16 protein-coding genes are annotated in these 15,786 nt (G+C 71.0%); 11 read left to right on the top strand and 5 right to left on the bottom strand.

Annotated features, from left to right (window positions below; translation table 11 throughout):
- Positions 1-26 precede the first annotated feature (26 nt).
- Positions 27-1,217 carry a benzoate/H(+) symporter BenE family transporter gene (locus tag ACIBHY_RS53485; protein WP_397310918.1) on the top strand — a complete coding sequence of 397 codons (1,191 nt, stop codon included), beginning with the start codon at positions 27-29 and terminating at the stop codon, positions 1,215-1,217.
- Here the strand turns inward: ACIBHY_RS53485 and ACIBHY_RS53490 are convergent.
- Positions 1,172-1,540, bottom strand: a complete 369-nt coding sequence (locus ACIBHY_RS53490) for a tetratricopeptide repeat protein (RefSeq protein WP_397259048.1) — start codon at positions 1,538-1,540, stop codon at positions 1,172-1,174. The genes ACIBHY_RS53485 and ACIBHY_RS53490 overlap by 46 nt on opposite strands.
- 81 nt (positions 1,541-1,621) lie before the next feature.
- On the opposite strand from ACIBHY_RS53490, the gene ACIBHY_RS53495 reads away from it, so the two are divergent.
- Positions 1,622-2,941 (top strand): hypothetical protein, encoded by a 1,320-nt coding sequence (locus ACIBHY_RS53495; protein ID WP_397310919.1) that lies wholly within the window; start codon positions 1,622-1,624, stop codon positions 2,939-2,941.
- On the opposite strand, the gene ACIBHY_RS53500 is transcribed toward ACIBHY_RS53495, so the two are convergent.
- The 3 genes from ACIBHY_RS53500 to ACIBHY_RS53510 are packed head-to-tail and all read right to left on the bottom strand — an operon-like array spanning position 2,931 to position 5,098.
- A complete protein-coding gene (locus ACIBHY_RS53500) occupies positions 2,931-3,797 on the bottom strand; it encodes a hypothetical protein (RefSeq protein ID WP_397310920.1) in 867 nt (288 codons plus the stop codon). The genes ACIBHY_RS53495 and ACIBHY_RS53500 overlap by 11 nt on opposite strands.
- 3 nt (positions 3,798-3,800) lie before the next feature.
- Entirely contained in the window at positions 3,801-4,439 is a 639-nt protein-coding gene (locus ACIBHY_RS53505; protein ID WP_397259042.1) for a hypothetical protein, read from the bottom strand.
- Positions 4,436-5,098, bottom strand: coding sequence for a hypothetical protein (locus ACIBHY_RS53510; protein ID WP_397259040.1), 663 nt, complete (start codon positions 5,096-5,098; stop codon positions 4,436-4,438). The genes ACIBHY_RS53505 and ACIBHY_RS53510 overlap by 4 nt, the downstream gene beginning before the upstream one ends.
- Positions 5,099-5,268: 170 nt before the next feature.
- Here ACIBHY_RS53510 and ACIBHY_RS53515 point away from each other — a divergent pair, with 170 nt between their 5' ends.
- The 5 genes from ACIBHY_RS53515 (at position 5,269) to ACIBHY_RS53535 (ending at position 12,774) form a co-directional block, all read left to right on the top strand.
- Positions 5,269-7,218, top strand: a complete 1,950-nt coding sequence (locus ACIBHY_RS53515) for a hypothetical protein (RefSeq protein ID WP_397259038.1) — start codon at positions 5,269-5,271, stop codon at positions 7,216-7,218.
- 169 nt (positions 7,219-7,387) lie between these two features.
- Positions 7,388-10,222 (top strand): ATP-binding protein, encoded by a 2,835-nt coding sequence (locus ACIBHY_RS53520; protein WP_397259036.1) that lies wholly within the window; start codon positions 7,388-7,390, stop codon positions 10,220-10,222.
- A gap of 22 nt (positions 10,223-10,244) precedes the next feature.
- Positions 10,245-10,826 carry a thermonuclease family protein gene (locus tag ACIBHY_RS53525; RefSeq protein ID WP_397259034.1) on the top strand — a complete coding sequence of 194 codons (582 nt, stop codon included), beginning with the start codon at positions 10,245-10,247 and terminating at the stop codon, positions 10,824-10,826.
- Positions 10,827-10,841: 15 nt separating this feature from the next.
- Positions 10,842-12,071 (top strand): MurT ligase domain-containing protein, encoded by a 1,230-nt coding sequence (locus ACIBHY_RS53530; protein WP_397259032.1) that lies wholly within the window; start codon positions 10,842-10,844, stop codon positions 12,069-12,071.
- Complete coding sequence (locus ACIBHY_RS53535) at positions 12,061-12,774, top strand: type 1 glutamine amidotransferase (protein ID WP_397259030.1); 714 nt, start codon at positions 12,061-12,063, stop codon at positions 12,772-12,774. Before ACIBHY_RS53530 ends, ACIBHY_RS53535 begins: the two co-directional genes overlap by 11 nt.
- Positions 12,775-12,886: 112 nt before the next feature.
- On the opposite strand, the gene ACIBHY_RS53540 is transcribed toward ACIBHY_RS53535, so the two are convergent.
- Complete coding sequence (locus ACIBHY_RS53540) at positions 12,887-13,249, bottom strand: DsrE family protein (RefSeq protein WP_397259028.1); 363 nt, start codon at positions 13,247-13,249, stop codon at positions 12,887-12,889.
- A gap of 89 nt (positions 13,250-13,338) precedes the next feature.
- On the opposite strand from ACIBHY_RS53540, the gene ACIBHY_RS53545 reads away from it, so the two are divergent.
- From ACIBHY_RS53545 to ACIBHY_RS53560, 4 genes are all read left to right on the top strand, one after another.
- A complete protein-coding gene (locus ACIBHY_RS53545) occupies positions 13,339-13,827 on the top strand; it encodes an FABP family protein (RefSeq protein ID WP_397310921.1) in 489 nt (162 codons plus the stop codon).
- 6 nt (positions 13,828-13,833) lie between these two features.
- Complete coding sequence (locus ACIBHY_RS53550; protein ID WP_397310922.1) at positions 13,834-14,130, top strand: DUF2470 domain-containing protein; 297 nt, start codon at positions 13,834-13,836, stop codon at positions 14,128-14,130.
- A 281-nt stretch (positions 14,131-14,411) separates the two neighbouring features.
- The gene (locus ACIBHY_RS53555) at positions 14,412-14,825 is read left to right on the top strand and encodes a Fur family transcriptional regulator (protein ID WP_184958251.1); all 414 of its coding nucleotides are present in this window, start codon (positions 14,412-14,414) and stop codon (positions 14,823-14,825) included.
- 10 nt (positions 14,826-14,835) lie between these two features.
- Positions 14,836-15,774, top strand: coding sequence for a YgfZ/GcvT domain-containing protein (locus ACIBHY_RS53560; protein ID WP_397259022.1), 939 nt, complete (start codon positions 14,836-14,838; stop codon positions 15,772-15,774).
- Positions 15,775-15,786 lie beyond the last annotated feature (12 nt).

A 15,786-nucleotide genomic window follows, 5' to 3' on the forward strand; every position in this document is an offset into this window, starting at 1 on the left:
CCGCCGACTTCACTACTGTTCCATAAATGGAACGAACTACCCTGAGACCGGTCATCGCCGGCATCGTGACCGCGGTGGTCGGCTTCGCGAGTTCGTTCACCATCGTGCTGGCCGGCCTGCGCGCCGTCGGCGCGGACTCCCGCCAGGCCGCCTCCGGCCTGCTCGTCCTCTGCGTGGCCGTGGGCGTCACGACCATCGTCCTTTCCGTACGGCACCGCATGCCCGTCACCGCCGCCTGGTCGACTCCCGGGGCGGCGCTCCTGTTGTCCACCGGCCCCGTCGACGGCGGCTACACCGCGGCGATCGGCGCCTTCCTGGTCTGCGGCCTGGCCATCATGGCCACGGGGCTGTTCCCCGCGCTCGGCCGCCTCATCGCCCGCATCCCGCAGCCGATCGCCGGCGCGATGCTGGCCGGCATCCTGCTCAAGCTGTGCCTGGCGCCGGTGGCCGCGGTCGCGCAGGTGCCGCTCATGGCGATCCCGGTGATCGTGATCTGGGCGCTGCTCTACCGGTTCGCCCGCATGTGGGCGGTGCCGGGCGCGCTGGCCGCCGCCGTCGTGGCGATCGTGGTGACCGCGCCCTCGCTCACGTTCGACGCGGTGCCCGTGGTGGCGCCGGCCGTACCGGCCTTCACCGGCTCCGCCATGGTCGGCATCGCACTGCCCCTCTTCCTGGTGACGATGGCCTCCCAGAACGTGCCGGGCATGGCCGTCCTTTCCGGGTACGGCTTCCGCCCGCCTTTCGGCGAGGTGCTGCTGACCACCGGGGCCGGCACCGCCGCAGGGGCCTTCCTCGGCGGCCACGCCATCAACCTGGCCGCCATCTCCGCGGCGCTCGCCGCCGGGCCCGACGCGCACGAGGACCCCGCGCGCCGCTGGGTCGCCTCCCTGACGTCGGGCATCTGCATGGTCGTCCTGGGCCTGGGATCGGGCCTGGCGGTGGCGCTGGTCCTGCTGGCGCCGCCGGTGCTGATCGAGGCGGTGGCGGGTCTGGCGTTGCTCGGCGCACTGGCCGCCTCGATCGCGTCCGCGTTCAGGGCCGGGGTGGAAAGAGCCGGGGTGGAAAGCGCCGCCGTCACCTTCGTGGTGACCGCCTCTGGAGTCTCCTTCTTCGGCGTCGGCTCGGCCTTCTGGGGCCTGCTGGTGGGCGGCGCGTTCCACCTGTTGACGAACTACAAGGACAGCTTCCGCTCGACTCGCGTCACCGAGTCGGCGTAGTCGGGCTCGGCGGCCATGGCCGCGGCCATCCGCAGGTGCGGCAGCGCCTGCTCCGGCTTGCTCGCCCGCTCCAGCGTCCGGCCCAGCAGGAACCGGGCATAGTGGTCGCTCGGGTCGCGCTCGACCAGCGTGCCCAGGGCCTTCTGGGCACGGCCGAGCTGGGCGGAGTGGAAGTAGGCACGGGCGGCGAGCAGGAGCACGCCGGGATCGTCGCCGTGCTCGTCGAGCAGCGGCTCCAGCATGTACAGGGCTCCGAGCGCATCCCGCTGGCCAAGCAACCGCTCGGCGTAGCGGTAACGCTCGATCTCGTTGAGAAGCGTCATGGACGGTTGAACAATCAACTGATTGGCGGCATTCCGCGATGTGGATGCGCCCATCCTGGACAGACCGCTACGATTCTGCAGATGTCCGGATCGTCTGGTGTGGTGGCACCCCCTCAACCCGGGCCGACACCGGCTCAGCGAGTGCCCTCGCCGTACTCGCTGCCCCTGCACACCCTGCGTCTGGCGGGCAAGTGCGCGCTGCCGCTGGTCCTGTGGTTCTCCGCGGGAGAGGCGGCCCGATGGGCGCTCCTCTACATCGCGACCGAGATCTCCCACGGCGACTTCCGCCAAGCCCGCCTGGTGGTGACCATCACCCTCATGACGGTCATCGTCATGCTGGCGATGACCGTCATCACCGGGATGATGCTCTCCCTGCGCGCCGCCATGTGGGAGAACGCCGCCCGCCGGGCCGACGGGGCCGAGGACGAGTCGTTCTGGTCCTCGCTGAACCGGATCGCCCCCGCGTTCGCGGTGATCTATCTCGCCTGGGAGCTGTACAAGCCCGACGCCAGGGCCTTCGTGGCGATGGACCTGCTGCACAACCTCGACGACAACTTCTACAACGTCATCTTCAACAACATCGCCAACGGCACGAAGGAAGAGACCACGCTCACCACCGGGCTGGTCGGTCTCGACTGGCGCGTGTCGCTGGCCGCCATGGCGGTGGCGCTGGGTCTGCGGATGCTGTTCGAGCGGCAGGTCGAGCGCGGAGCCGGCAAGCTGGCCGGCGTCGCGACCGCCTTCGCCGAGTTCGCGTTCATGTTCTGCGGCCTCAACGCGGTCTTCACCTTCAGCGCGCTGCGCGCCGACTGGGCCGAGCACCGCGTCGTGGTCTCCGAGGCGGGGGACATCGTCACCAAGGCCAAGGAGAGCGTTCCCGGGCTGGAGGCGTTCTGGGGCTGGGTGGGCGAGGCCTGGCCCTTCATCGTGGACGCCCTGGTCATGCCGCTCACCTGGCTGGCCGTCGCCGTTCTGGTGTTCGGCGGCACGGTCGACGACACCCGGCGGGCGCTGCGCGGCACCCGGCTGGCGGGCAGCGTCGACAGGCTGGAGGGCTCGCACGAGGTCACCCAGCGGTCGGTCAACCGCATGGTCGGCGGGTTCCAGGAACGCTGGGTCCCGGTCGTGAACGCCTTCCGCGTCACGGTCAAGGGCGGCGCGACGCTCTTCGGGCTGATGTGCCTGCTGTTCGTGGGAATCCGGGTCGGCGCGGACTATCTGGACAGGGCGGTCAGCACGTTCATCGGGTCGCCCACGCCGTACATGTGGTTGTGGGTCAGCTGGCCCGTCGACTTCGTCAAGAACCTGCTGGTGACCGTGCTCACCTACTGCCTGCTGGCCGCCACCTTCGACATCGCGGCTACCAGGGCCCGCGCCCGCGGCGAGGACATCACCGCCTGAAGACGATCACATCGTTGCGGCGGGACTTCTCCGTGTCCTCTTCGTTCGCCTCGAACAGCTTCTCCGTCGGGGTGTCCATGCGGTAGGTGATGTCCGGCTCCAGGTTCAGCTGGACCTCCTTGCCGACCGCCGCCGGGACGACCGCCATGGCCAGGTAGCTGTACTCCTTGCCTACCTCGTGCTTCTCGGTCGGGGTGTTGTCCTCGTAGATCTCGGCCATCCAGGCACGCCCGGCGGCGTCCTTCAGCGTCAGCTTCGGCTTGGCGGTGAGCACGGCGCCGGTGGCGTCGGTGGCGGAGCGGGTGACGGTGATCTTCAACCACTGCTTGTCGGGCGTGTTGTGCCTGCTGCCCGGGGGCGCCGTGGCCGGTTCGATGGCCGACTTCCAGGACACGTGCTCGTAGGTGAGCGTCTGGCCGGGCCCCGCCAGGTGCACGGTCGGGCTGGGCCGCCCGCTCTTGTAGAACAGGTACCGGTCGGCGGTCGGTACGCCGAGGGCCACCACCAGGGCGACGACCGCCCCGATGCCGAGCAGGAGACGGCGCGGCCTGGGCGGCGGCGTGGCGGCGGGCGGCGTCTCCTCCGGAGGGGTCCACGGCGGCTGGGGCGGCCTCGGGGGCAACGGCCCCGCGCTCGGGATGGCCGGGATGGGCTGCGTCGAGCTACCGGCCGGCTCGGCGGGAGCGGGCGGCCACACCTGCTGGTCGGCGTGGATCGCGGGACGGGGGCGTGGCGGCGTCGGGGCGGCGGCCCGGCGCCCCGGACGCCGAATCGGCGGCGCCGGCGGCTGCGGACGCTGCGGGGGCTGGCCGGCGGGCGGGGCGAACCAGTCGCGCTCTGAATCGTTCGTGCTCATCGTCTACTTCTTCTCGCCCAGCGTGTACACGTCCTGAGGGGCGGCGGCGAGTCGCTTGGCCGCCGTCTCGTCGATGCCCAGGTCGATCTCGGCCGCCGGCGGCATCGGCTCGCCGTAGAAGGCGCTCGTGGGCGCGACGAACGAGGCCTGGGCGCCGGCCAGCACGTCGGCGGGCACGTCGAACACGAACACACCCGAGGCCCACCAGCCCGGCTGGCTCCACACGTTCGCCAGCGTCTTGCTCCTGTCGACTTTGTCGGTGGCGTCGAAGCGCCGGCCGTCCTCGGCGACCAGAACGGGCGGCCGGATCTTCGTGGGCTCCAGCGGTACGGTCGCGGAGGTCTCGACCACCAGGAAGATGTTGCCCGTGACGGCGGTCTTGTCCCCGGCGCGGATGGACTTGGCCGTCTTCACGCCGTCCACGCGGATGGTGAACCGTCCGGTGGCGACCTCCTCGCCCGTGTCTCCCGTGGTCGCGAGCGGCATCGACAGGTCGTCGTCGCTCAGGCCCAGGGTCTGGAGTCCCACGGCGGCCGCGGCCAGCGCGAGGCCCACGACGGCGCCGAGAACCTTGGAACCGCCCCCGCGGGCGGGCGCGCGGCGTCTGCGCGGCGCCGCCGGCCGCTGGTCGGTCGCCGTCACTGCGTCGCCTCCTGCTTCACAGGGGCCTTGATGGTGTAGAGCACTTCCACGGCGCGCTTCCGGGTGAAGGGGTCTTCCTTGTCGACGGGCATCCACACCGTCGTGCCGGAGATGGGGCTCTCGTTCTTCTCCAGCTTGGACAGGCTCAGGGCCACCTCTGGCGGAGCCTGGGCCGCCTTGTCCAGCTCGTAGCGGACGGTCACGTTCGACGGGACCCCGGGATGCAGCTGGGAGCTCTTGCCGTCCTCGCCCGAGGGGATGAAGGCCTGCGCGCCCCACTGCGACTTGATCTCCGGCGTCATCTTGATCAGCGTCCCGGCGAAGCCGCTGCCGGCGCCGGTGGCGCTGGAGCCCGCACCGGTCGTGATCGTCGTGTCGCTCTTGTTCGTGACCTTGAAGAGGATGTCGAGATACCGCCGGTCCTCCGCGAACTCGCCGGGACCTCGCTGGACGGTGATCTTGGCCTCCACGAACTCGGTCTCGTACAGGCCCTGGTCGATCTTCTGGCCGGCGGCCATCTGGGGCGGCGGTTTGTCGGGCGCGGTGTTCAGACCGCCGAGCAGGGCGGTGATGCCGAGGGCGGTGAGGATGACCAAGCCGATCGCGGGCACCACAACCGGGCGTTTGGGGGTGCTTGGTGCGCCGGAGGGTTCCGTCATGGGTATGGATGGTAATAGGTCGCGCTTGTACCATCTGCCGCAATGGTCCCATCCCTGTGATGGATTTGGCGGGAACCCTGCCCGAATAGGGGTTCTAGCTCTTACGCTGTCACGAGCGGCCGACGACGAGGTCGCCGCGGGACAAGGACATATCGCAGCCGGAGGGTCACGTGACGGACGTGCATCCCGAGCATGCGCAGCTCCAGGCCGACCGGATCTACCTGGGCTGGCAGTACGTCCTGCTGCACCCCGACCCCGGCCCGCCGCCGAAGCGGCCCTCGCCCATCGGCGACACCGGCGAGCCCGCCGACGCCGGAGAGCAGGCCCGGGTCGACACCGAGCTGCTGCGGCGCGAGAAGCTCCAGGAGGATCTGCTCAACCGGCCGGTCCGGATCTTCCGGATCTTCATGATCTTTCTCACGTTGCTCATCTTCACCCTCGCCCTGCTCGGCTACCTCGACTGGTCGTTCGCGCTGATCGGGTTCGTGGCCGCGGGCGGCGTCGCGGGAATCTGCAGCTACGCGCTGCTGCAGGGCGACCGGGCGGTGCGCTACCGGGTCCTGGAGCAGCAGGCGCGCGACGACCGGGTGCGTCAGGAACGTGACAAGGAGTTGTTCCGCGCCCAGGAGGAGCACGCCCAGCGCTACCGCGAGTGGCAGGAGGTCAAGGACCGCCACGACCGGCAGGTCAACTGGTACGCGGTAGCCGTACCGGATGAGATCGACCGCATCGACGTGGCCGGCGGGACGCTGCCCGGATGGTCGGCGCTGATCACGCTGATCGGCGCCACCCGGCTCTACAGCGGCGGGCACCTGACCGTGCTCGACCTGTCCGAGGGCGCCATCGCCAAGGACCTCATCGAGCTGGCCAGGCGCGGCGGCGACGACCCGCTCGTCTGGGTGCTGCCCGTCGACCTGCCCCGGCTGGACCTGGGGGCCACGCTCAAGCCGGAAGCGTTCGCCGACGTGCTGGCCCACGTCGTCAGCGTCAGCGAGGAGCACCGCACCACCCGCGACCTCAGCTTCGACAACGCCATCCTGGAGCGCGTGCTGGAGGTCCTGGGCGAGGACGCCACGATCAGACAGGTCACCGCGGCCCTGCGGGCGCTGGCCCAGGTGGGCGACCCGCGCGACGACCTGAGGTTCGGGCTGATCACCGCGACGCAGCTGGAGCGCATCGGGACTTTGTTCGGGCGCGGCGTCAGCGACCGCGTGGTGATCGAGCGGGCGTGGGCGCTGGAGTCGCAGCTGCGCAAACTCGAAACCCTCGGCACCCAGGCCGTCCGGCTCCCGCCCGCGCGCCTGCGCGTGGTGAGCATGGACCGTCAGGCGGGCGTGTTCGGCAACCGGGTCCTCGGAACGTACGTGGCCACGGCGCTGACCCACATCCTGCGCCAGTCGCCCGCCTCCGAGCGGCCCTGGTACCACACGATCATCGTCGCGGGCGCGGACAAGCTCCGCGGCGACGTGCTCGACCGGCTCATGGACGCCTGCGAGACCTCCCGCACCGGCCTCGTGCTGACCTACCGCTCGCTGACCCCCACGGTCAGGGAACGGCTGGGCCGCGGGCACGCGGCGGTGGCGTTCATGCGGCTGGGCAACGCCGAGGACGCGCGGGTGGCCAGCGAGCACGTCGGCACCGAGCACCGGCTGGAGCTGGCCCAGCTCACCGAGACGATCAGCGCCTCGGTGCCGGGGCTCGACGGCGGCTACACCTCGACGATCTCCCAGGTGGAGGAGTCGACGGAGGAGCGCGGTGACAACCGTACCGACCTGGCCGGGGACATCACCGAATCGACCGAGTGGGGCAGGACGGCGACCAAGATCGGCGAGAAGGAGCGGGTGCTGCAGCGCTCGCGGGAGTTCCTGGTCGAGCCGCACCAGTTGCAGCAGCTGCCCACGACGTCCGTGATCGTCACCGACGCCACCGCCGAGGGCCGCCGGGTCCGCCTGGCCGACGCCAATCCCGCGATACTGACCTTCCCCAAAACCACGCTTGGCGAGCTGGAGGACGTCCGCGACGCCGTACTGGCGCAGAACGGCAACGAGAACCCCGGCGAAGAGCCACCCCCGAACCTCGGCCCGCCCCCGCCGCGTCTGGACTGGCGCAAGGAGAGGTAAGGACCTCCCCAATGGCCGGTCCACACGCCGAATGGAGGCGGACTTTACTAAGAACCATCTGTGGGGGGATGAGATGCAGCTAAGCGGACCCTGGTACAGAATCCAGTCGATCGCCGCACCCTCGCGAAGTTCATCGGCGGAGTGGGACTTCGTCTCCATCCTGCCGGCCGTGCTCTCGGCGGCTCAGCGGCAGCGGCCGTTCGTCATCGGCTGGCTCTCGCGCGGCTCCGGCGCGCCGCTGGAGCTGATCACCAACGCCGGGCCGCTGTCGCCGCCCCGGCAGCCGCGCCGCGCGCCGGGGCCAGAGGGCGCGCGCGGGCCTCAGCCGCTGCTGTTCCCCGGCGGGGCCAGGGGCGTGCAGCTGGGTGAGGAGTGCCTGGCCGACCTGTCCGACCTGGTGTGGATGCCCTGCCCGGGACGTCAGGCGCCGCCGCTGAACGCGCGCAGGGAGTACGACCCCGACGAGCTGAAGCGGCCCACGTTGTTCGAGTCGACGCTGGTCACGCTCATGTCGCGGCCGTTCGCCTGGCTGCTGGTGGCCGAGCCGACCGACCTGCTCGACGCGGAGGTCGCCCACCTGCGCACCCAGCTCAACGTCCTCAGGCAGTACGGCGACGCCTCCGAGCGCTCCAGGTTCGACGCCGAGCGCGCCGAGCGCCGCATGCAGGAGCTCGACGCCTTCCGCGAGGCCGGGCTGTGGAACGTCAGGGCGCTGGCCGGCGCCGCCACCGCCGACGAACTGCGCCAGCTCGCGCCCGTCCTGGTCGGCTCGGTCGAGATCGGCCACCACCCCTACCGGCTGCGCAGCGCCGCGGGCGCCGTCTACGCGCTGCCCGAGGCGCTGAGCCTGAACCTCCAGGACCCGGGCGACGGCGCCGCCGCGCCGTTCGCGGCCACCGCGGGCGCGCTGGCCGCCCTCGCCGGGCTGCCCAGGCGCGAGGTGCCCGGCCTGCGCGTGCTGGACGCCGGATTCTTCGACGTCACCTCGGAAGCCTCCGAGGCGGGCGAGCTCGACCTGGGCGAGATCCTCGACGGCCAGGACCGCGGCGTGGGCGCCTTCCGGGTGCCGCTGGCCACGCTCAACCGCCACGCCTTCGTCACCGGCGCGACCGGCTCGGGCAAGTCGCAGACCGTCCGGCACCTGCTCGAACAGCTCAGCGCCGCCAGGATCCCGTGGCTGGCCATCGAGCCGGCCAAGTCGGAGTACCAGGCCATGGCCGGGCGGATCGACGCCCCGGTCACCGTGATCAACCCGTCGGCGCCGGACAGCGTGCCGTTCAGCGTGAACCCGCTGGAGCCCGAGCCCGGTTACCCGGTGCAGGCGCACATCGACATGATCCGGGCGTTGTTCATGGCCGCCTTCGACGCCGAGGAGCCGTTCCCGCAGATCATGTCGCTGGCGTTGCAGCGGGTCTACGAGGCGACCGGCTGGGACGTCGTCACCGGCGGCGCGGTGCCCGGCTCGAAGGTGCCGCCCAGCGTGCCGACCCTGGAGCAGTTGCAGCAGCACGCCATGGACGTGATCCGGGAGATCGGCTACGGCCGCGAGGTCCAGGCCGACGTCGAGGGCTTCATCTCCCTGCGGCTGCGCTCACTGCGCGTCGGCTCGGCCGGGCGCTTCTTCGAGGGCGGCCACCCGGCCGACATCGGCGGGCTCCTCGAACGCAACGTCGTCCTGGCCATCGAGGACGTCGCCAACGACGAGGACAAAGCCTTCCTCATGGGCACGCTGATCATCCGGATCGTGGAGCACCTGCGGATGCGCGCCCGCGGCGAGAAGTCCGGCGGGCTGCGGCACGTGATCGTGATCGAGGAAGCGCACCGGTTGCTGCGCGACCGCGGCGCGGGCCGCGCCTCCACCCACGCCGTCGAACTGCTCGCCGGAATGCTCGCCGAGATCCGCGCGTACGGCGAGGGCATCGTCGTGGCCGAGCAGATCCCGACCAAACTCGTGTCCGACGTCGTCAAGAACACCGCGCTCAAGGTCGTGCACCGGCTGCCCGCCGAGGACGACAGGCAGCTGGTCGGCGCCGCCATGAACCTCAGCGACGAGCAGTCCCGCCAGGTCGTCTCGCTGCAGCCGGGCGCCGCGGCGGTGTTCGCCGACGGCATGGACCGGCCGCTGCGCATCATGGTGCCGCTCGGGGAGTCGCGGGAGAAGGTGCTGCCGGGGCCGCCGCCGCCGATCCGGGGGCGGCGCTCGGCGGCCTGCGGGGCGGCGTGCCGTACCGGACAGGCGTGCACGCTCGTGGAACTGCGCGAGGCGGACGTGCTCGCGGGCGCGCCCGAGTGGGCGTGGCTGCGAATCTGGTGCGACACCGTCGTGCTGGCCTTCGTCGGCAACCGGCCGCTGCCCGGGGTGCCGCGCGCGCTGGCCGGGGTCTGGGCCGAGGTTCCGGCCAGGCGGCGCGAGTGCCTGCTGGCCACGCTGGTCGAGCGGGCCGTCAGCAGGCGGGCGTGGGCGCTGCGGAGCTGGTTCGACCCGGCGCTGCTGGTGGAGAAGGCCGCGGAGACGGCGGCCAAGCTGCTGAACGCGGCCGAGGGCGGCGGCGAGCGGCCCGGTCCTTCGTGGGTGATCCCGCAGGTGCGGTGGCTGCACGAGGTGGACAGGCTCTTCCCGTTCGGGCATCCGGCTCCCGACCTGCGCGCGCCCGCGCCGGCGCTGGAGTACGCGCTGTTCGGCGCCGGCGCCGCCACCGAACTGGTGCGCAGCGAGCTGCTCGGCCACCGGGCCAAGGCGCTGCGCCACCACCCGCTGTCGATGGAGATCGACCACAACCGGGCGCTGGCCTGGCGGGTCATCCTGGGCGACGACGAGAACGAGGCCGTGCAGCGCGACATCATGACCGTCGCGATCGGGATCGAGGCCGCCGCGCGGTTGCGGCACGTCGGGCAGATGATGGGCGCGGGGTGGCTGGAGAGCGTGCTGTCGTGGCCGCGGCGGTTCGTGCTGCCGTTCGAGAACGGCGGCGCCCCCGAGATCACCTTCGCCGAGTCTGGGTAGGTCTGCCCGTGTGCGACTGACCGTGATTGGAATACTGCTGGTTGTAGCCGCCCTGGGCGCGGTGTACGTGCTGGCCGACACCTTCGTCAGGCCGCCCATCACCGGGCTGGCGCCCGCGAGCCCGCCGCCGGTCGAGAGCGCGCGGGTCGTGTGGGTGAACGACGGCGACACCATGGTGGTCGCGCCGGTCGACGGGGAGTACGCGGGGCGTGAGCAGCGCGTCCGGCTGATCGGGATCGACGCGCCCGAGATGCGGCCGTCGCCGCAGTGCTGGGCCAGGCAGTCGGCGGACGCCTTGCTGAAGCTGGCGCCTCGGGGGTCGATCGTCACCATCGCCTTCGACACGCGGAAATTCGATGACTACCGGAGGCAGCTGCGTTACGTGTGGAATGCCCGGGGGGTGCTGGTGAACGAGAGCCAGCTGGCCGAGGGGAACGCCTTCTTTCTTCGCGTGTGGCCGAACGTGGCGTACGAGAAGGAGTTCCGGCAGCGGGCGGAGCAGGCGCGTACCGGAAAGAGGGGCTTGTGGGGCGGTTGCCCCGATCCCCGGCCGCCCGTCCACGGCGGGAATTCGGCGGTAACGCCGAGTACCGGCCAGCCTTGACTAGGATCCATAACCATGACCCAGCTTCCCCTGCGGGCTCAGCTCGCGAGTGCCCTGGGGCGCAGTGCCGCCACCTTGTCCAGAATGACCGGACGTGGCGACGGTTCGGTGATCGGCGGCCGCGTGGGCCTCATGCTGGAGCCCGACCTGCTGCGCCAGCTGGCGCGCGACCGCAGGCTGGCCCTCATCAGCGCCACCAACGGCAAGACCACCACCACCCGGCTGATCACCTCCGCGCTGCTGGAGATGGGCGAGGTGGCCACCAACGCCTACGGCGCCAACATGCCCGCCGGGCACGTCTCCGCGCTGTCGCAGCACAAGGACGCGCCCTACGGTGTGCTGGAGGTCGACGAGAAGTACCTGCCCGAGGTGCTCGACACCACCGGCGCCGGCGTCGTCTGCCTCATGAACCTCAGCCGCGACCAGATGGACCGCGCCGCCGAGATCTGGCTGCTGGCCCAGAAGTGGCGCCGGGCCCTGTCCGGCAAACCCACCCACGTCATCGCCAACTGCGACGACCCCCTCGTCACCTGGGGCGCCTCCACCGCCGCCAAGGTCACCTGGGTCTCCGGCGGCCAGCGCTGGAAGGAGGACAGCTGGTGCTGTCCCGAGTGCGGTGGGCCTCTTGACCGTAAAGACAGGCACTGGGCTTGCCGCGAGTGCACCTTCCACCGGCCCGAGCCGCAGTGGATCCTCGACGACGACGCCGTGATCGACCCGCGCGGCCAGCGCTGGGTGCTCGACATCCAGCTGCCCGGCTCCGCCAACCGCTCCAACGCCGCCATGGCCCTGGCCGTCGCCGAGGCGTTCGGCCTGCCGGTCGAGCGTGCCCTGCCGAGGCTGCGCGAGGTCACCTCCGTGGCCGGCCGCTACACCACCGTCGAGCGCGACGGCCGCCACGCCCGCCTGCTCCTGGCCAAGAACCCGGCCGGCTGGCTGGAGGCCTTCGACGTCGCCGACCCGGCGCTGCCGATCATCCTGTCGGTCAACGCCCAGGGCCCCGACGGCCGCGACACCTCCTGGCTCTGGGACGTCGACTACCGCATCCTGCGCGGGCGGCCCGTGTTCGTCACCGGTGAGCGCCGGCTCGACCTGGCGCTGCGGCTCGACGTCGCCGACGTACCGTTCGCGCTGGCCGACACCTTCGCCGAGGCCCTCGGCGCGCAGCCGCCCGGCCGGGTCGACGTGATCGCCAACTACACCGCCTTCCAGCAGATCCGATCGGAGTTCGGCCGTGCCGTCTGACAGCACCCTGCGCATCGTCTGGATCTACCCCGACCTGCTCAGCACCTACGGCGACCAGGGCAACGCGCTGGTGCTCGAGCAGCGTGCCCGCCGCAGGGGCATCGACGCCGAGGTCGTCCACGTACGCTCGGCCGACCCCGTACCGGAGACCGGCGACATCTACCTCATCGGCGGCGGCGAGGACCGCCCCCAGATCCTCGCCGCGGAACGGCTGCGCCGCGACGGCGGCCTCCACCGCGCCATCGCCCGGGGGGCGGCCATGCTGGCCGTCTGCGCCGGATACCAGATCATGGGATCCACCTTCGGCGGCGAGGAGGGCCAGCCGGTCGACGGCATCGGCCTCCTCGACATCAGCAGCACCCGCGGCCCGGCCCGCGCCGTGGGCGAACTCGTCGCCGAGGTCGACAGCGCGCTCAACCTGCCCACCCTCACCGGCTTCGAGAACCACATGGGCGTCACCCAGCTCGGCCCCGGCGTCAAGCCGCTCTCCCAGGTCGTCACCGGCGTGGGCAACGGCAACGGCTTCGAAGGCTGCTACGCCGGCCACGTCGTCGGCACCTACCTCCACGGCCCCGCCCTCGCCCGCAACCCCGCTCTGGCCGACCTCCTGCTGACCTGGTCGGCCGGCGACCTCCCGCCCCTGGACGACCGCTGGTACGAGGCCCTGCGCACCGAACGCCTCTCCGCGGTCCTGCCCCGTTGACACGTGGGCCTGTGACCGCGCTTCGGGCGATCGCCTTCGGTCCTGCTCGGGTGAGTTCGCGGGACGCGTTTCTGGACGATCGTTACCGGCGTGCGGCGGTTGCGGCGCTGGGTCAGTAGATCAGGGCCTGGGCGCCTTCTGCCACCGCTTCTTCGACGAAGGCCGGGGCGCCGGCGATGCGTACGCCGTCGATGAGGTCGTCGACCGTGATCTCGCGGCGGGCCGCGCACTGGGTGCAGACCGTGACCCGGCCGGCGGCCAGGACCACGTCCAGGAGGTCGGTCAGGGGAGCGGCGTGGGGGAGGCTGAACTCCTTGGCCCTTCCCGGCAACGCGAACCAGGAGGCCTCGCCGGTCAGCCAGAGCGAGACCGGGACACCGCTGGCCAGCGCGGCGGCGGCGACGGTGAAGGCCTGGTTGCACCGCTCGGGGGCGTCGGCCCCAGCGGTCACTTTGATCACCAGTGATCGTGCCATGCAGGCCACCCTACGCCTCCTCCACCGGACCTCAGAACCTCGCCCGGTACCCCGGGAACGGCGGGCGACGGAGAGTAATGTTGGGCGGCATGGAAACCCCTGAGGCGCACCCCGATCTTGAGCACATCTCCTTCCTCCTGGGCAGGTGGGAAGGCGCGGGAGTCGGCGGTTATCCCACGATCGAGAGCTTCAACTTCGGGCAGGAGATCGAGTTCGGGCACAACGGCAAGCCGTTCCTGGAGTACGTGAGCCGGACCTGGCTGCTCGACGGGGAAGGGAACCGGGTGCGGCCCCTGGCCACCGAGTCGGGCTACTGGCGGGCGCGGCCCGAGCGGCAGCTCGAGGTGGTGCTGGCGCATCCCACGGGCATCGTGGAGATCTACCTGGGCGAGGTCGTCTTCCACAAGATCGAGCTGCGCACCGATGTGGTGGCGCGGACGGAGTCGGCCAAGGAGTACACGGCGGGGCAGCGGATCTACGGGCTGGTCAACGGGAACCTCATGTGGGCCTATGACATGGCCGCCGTCGGACACCCGCTGACGTCCCATATGTCGGCGGAGCTGAAGAAGGTAGCTTGAGCGGATATGACTACCCCTTTCACCCCTGATGTCGTCGAGGCGATCAAGCGCCACATGAACGACGACCACACCGACGACGCGCTCATCATCGTGCGCGGGCTGGGCGGGCGGCCCGAGGCCACCGAGGCGGTCACGAGTGACGTGACGGCGCAGGCGATCGAGTTCACGATCGACGGGGGCGAGAAGCTCGACGTGCCGTGGGGGGAGACGCTGACCGAGCGTCCCCAGGTGCGCAAGGCGGTGGTGATGCTCTACCGCGAGTCCTGCGAGAAGCTCGGGATCCCCTGGCGGACCGAACACTAGGCGGAAAAGGCAAAGGGCCCCGGGCAGGTTCCGCCCGCTCGAGCGGGCGGGCTGGATGGGCCATGGGTCGGGATGGACCTCCCGCCCCCCAGCAGCCTCGGGGCCCCGGTGGTTGCCTCGAATTTCGCCGAAACGACGCGAGACAATGGAGTCCGCTTCGTTAGCGGACAACCACCTCGCTAGCCCAACTATGAATCACCATTGTTTGGACCACCTCCTTTCCGCGTGCAGACGACGCTATGCGAGGCTCCCGAACCCGGGCAAGCGATTATTCTCAGGGCATGACGGAGACGCAGTGGCACGAGGAACTCCGCGCCAAGGGCTACCGGGTGACGCCGCAGCGCCAGCTGGTGCTGGAAGCGGTCAAGGACCTGGAGCACGCCACCCCGGAGGAGATCTGCGTCAAGGTTCGTGAGACCGCGCGGGGGGTGAACATCTCCACCGTCTACCGGACCCTGGAGCTGCTCGAAGAGCTGGGCATGGTCACCCACACCCATCTCGGCCACGGCGCGCCCACCTACCACCTGGCGGCCGACGCCGACCACGTGCACCTGGTCTGCCGGGGGTGCGGCGAGGTCGGGGAGGTGGGGCCAGAGATGGCGGAAGGCCTGGTCAAGGGGCTGGACGACCAGCTCGGGTTCGTCGCCGACGTCCATCACCTGACCGTCTTCGGGCTGTGCCGCAACTGCAGATAGCCTGGAGGGCATGCGTAGCCCTCTGCTCGATCTCCCCGGCGCGGTCGCGGCCGATGCCCCCGACGCCGACGTGGCGGCGCACTACGGCGATCTGTTCGCCGAGCAGCGCGCGCTGATCAAGGGAGAGGCGGTCGTCGACCGCAGCAATCGCGAGATCGTCCGCGTCTCCGGGGCAGACCGGCTGAAATGGCTCAACGATCTGACCTCCAACAAGCTCGACACCCTCAAGCCGGGGGAGTGGACCCAGACCCTCATCCTCGACCTGCAGGGCCGCGTCGAGCACCACCTCACGCTGGTCGACGACGGCGAGGCCGTTCTCGCGCACGTGGAGCCCGGCACTTCCGAGGCGCTGATCGACTACCTCGACAAGATGCGCTTCATGCTGCGCGTCGAGGTCTCCAGCGCCGACGACGAGCTGGCCGTGATCTCCACCGCCGACGGCGACCGCTACATCCCGCGGGCCGAGCTCAACGCGGGTCTGGGGCGCATGGCCGGGATCTGGGCGTACGAGGCGCTGCGCATCGAGCGTCACCAGCCGCGCCTCGGGCTCGACACCGACCACAAGACCATTCCCCACGAGGTGGGCTGGATCGGCGAGGCCGTACACCTGACCAAGGGCTGCTACCGCGGGCAGGAGACGGTCGCGCGCGTGCACAACCTCGGCCACCCGCCCCGCCGCCTGGTCTTCCTGCACCTCGACGGCAGCGTCGACACGCTGCCGCCGCACGGCGCGCCGGTCATCTTCGAGAGCCAGGAGGTGGGCGCGGTCGGTTCGTCCGTCCGTCACCACGAGCTCGGGCCGATCGCGCTGGCCGTGGTCAAGCGGTCGGTCCCGGTCGACGCACCGCTGCTGGCGGGCGGCGTCGCCGCCACGCAGGAGATCATCGTCCCGCCGGACGCGGGCCGCAACGTCAGCATCGACCCGGCCATGCGCCGCCGCATCCGCTAGTTCTGCCCGGTA

This window comes from Nonomuraea sp. NPDC050547 (assembly GCF_044457345.1).
GTDB lineage: Bacteria > Actinomycetota > Actinomycetes > Streptosporangiales > Streptosporangiaceae > Nonomuraea.

Coding starts and splice junctions, on each gene's coding strand:
- ACIBHY_RS53540 (WP_397259028.1), bottom strand. CDS start 13,249: ATGGCACGATCACTGGTGATCAAAGTGACCGCTGGGGCCGACGCCCCC.
- ACIBHY_RS53495 (WP_397310919.1), top strand. CDS start 1,622: ATGTCCGGATCGTCTGGTGTGGTGGCACCCCCTCAACCCGGGCCGACA.
- ACIBHY_RS53555 (WP_184958251.1), top strand. CDS start 14,412: ATGACGGAGACGCAGTGGCACGAGGAACTCCGCGCCAAGGGCTACCGG.
- ACIBHY_RS53490 (WP_397259048.1), bottom strand. CDS start 1,540: ATGACGCTTCTCAACGAGATCGAGCGTTACCGCTACGCCGAGCGGTTG.
- ACIBHY_RS53485 (WP_397310918.1), top strand. CDS start 27: ATGGAACGAACTACCCTGAGACCGGTCATCGCCGGCATCGTGACCGCG.
- ACIBHY_RS53500 (WP_397310920.1), bottom strand. CDS start 3,797: ATGAGCACGAACGATTCAGAGCGCGACTGGTTCGCCCCGCCCGCCGGC.
- ACIBHY_RS53560 (WP_397259022.1), top strand. CDS start 14,836: ATGCGTAGCCCTCTGCTCGATCTCCCCGGCGCGGTCGCGGCCGATGCC.
- ACIBHY_RS53545 (WP_397310921.1), top strand. CDS start 13,339: ATGGAAACCCCTGAGGCGCACCCCGATCTTGAGCACATCTCCTTCCTC.
- ACIBHY_RS53530 (WP_397259032.1), top strand. CDS start 10,842: ATGACCCAGCTTCCCCTGCGGGCTCAGCTCGCGAGTGCCCTGGGGCGC.
- ACIBHY_RS53510 (WP_397259040.1), bottom strand. CDS start 5,098: ATGACGGAACCCTCCGGCGCACCAAGCACCCCCAAACGCCCGGTTGTG.
- ACIBHY_RS53550 (WP_397310922.1), top strand. CDS start 13,834: ATGACTACCCCTTTCACCCCTGATGTCGTCGAGGCGATCAAGCGCCAC.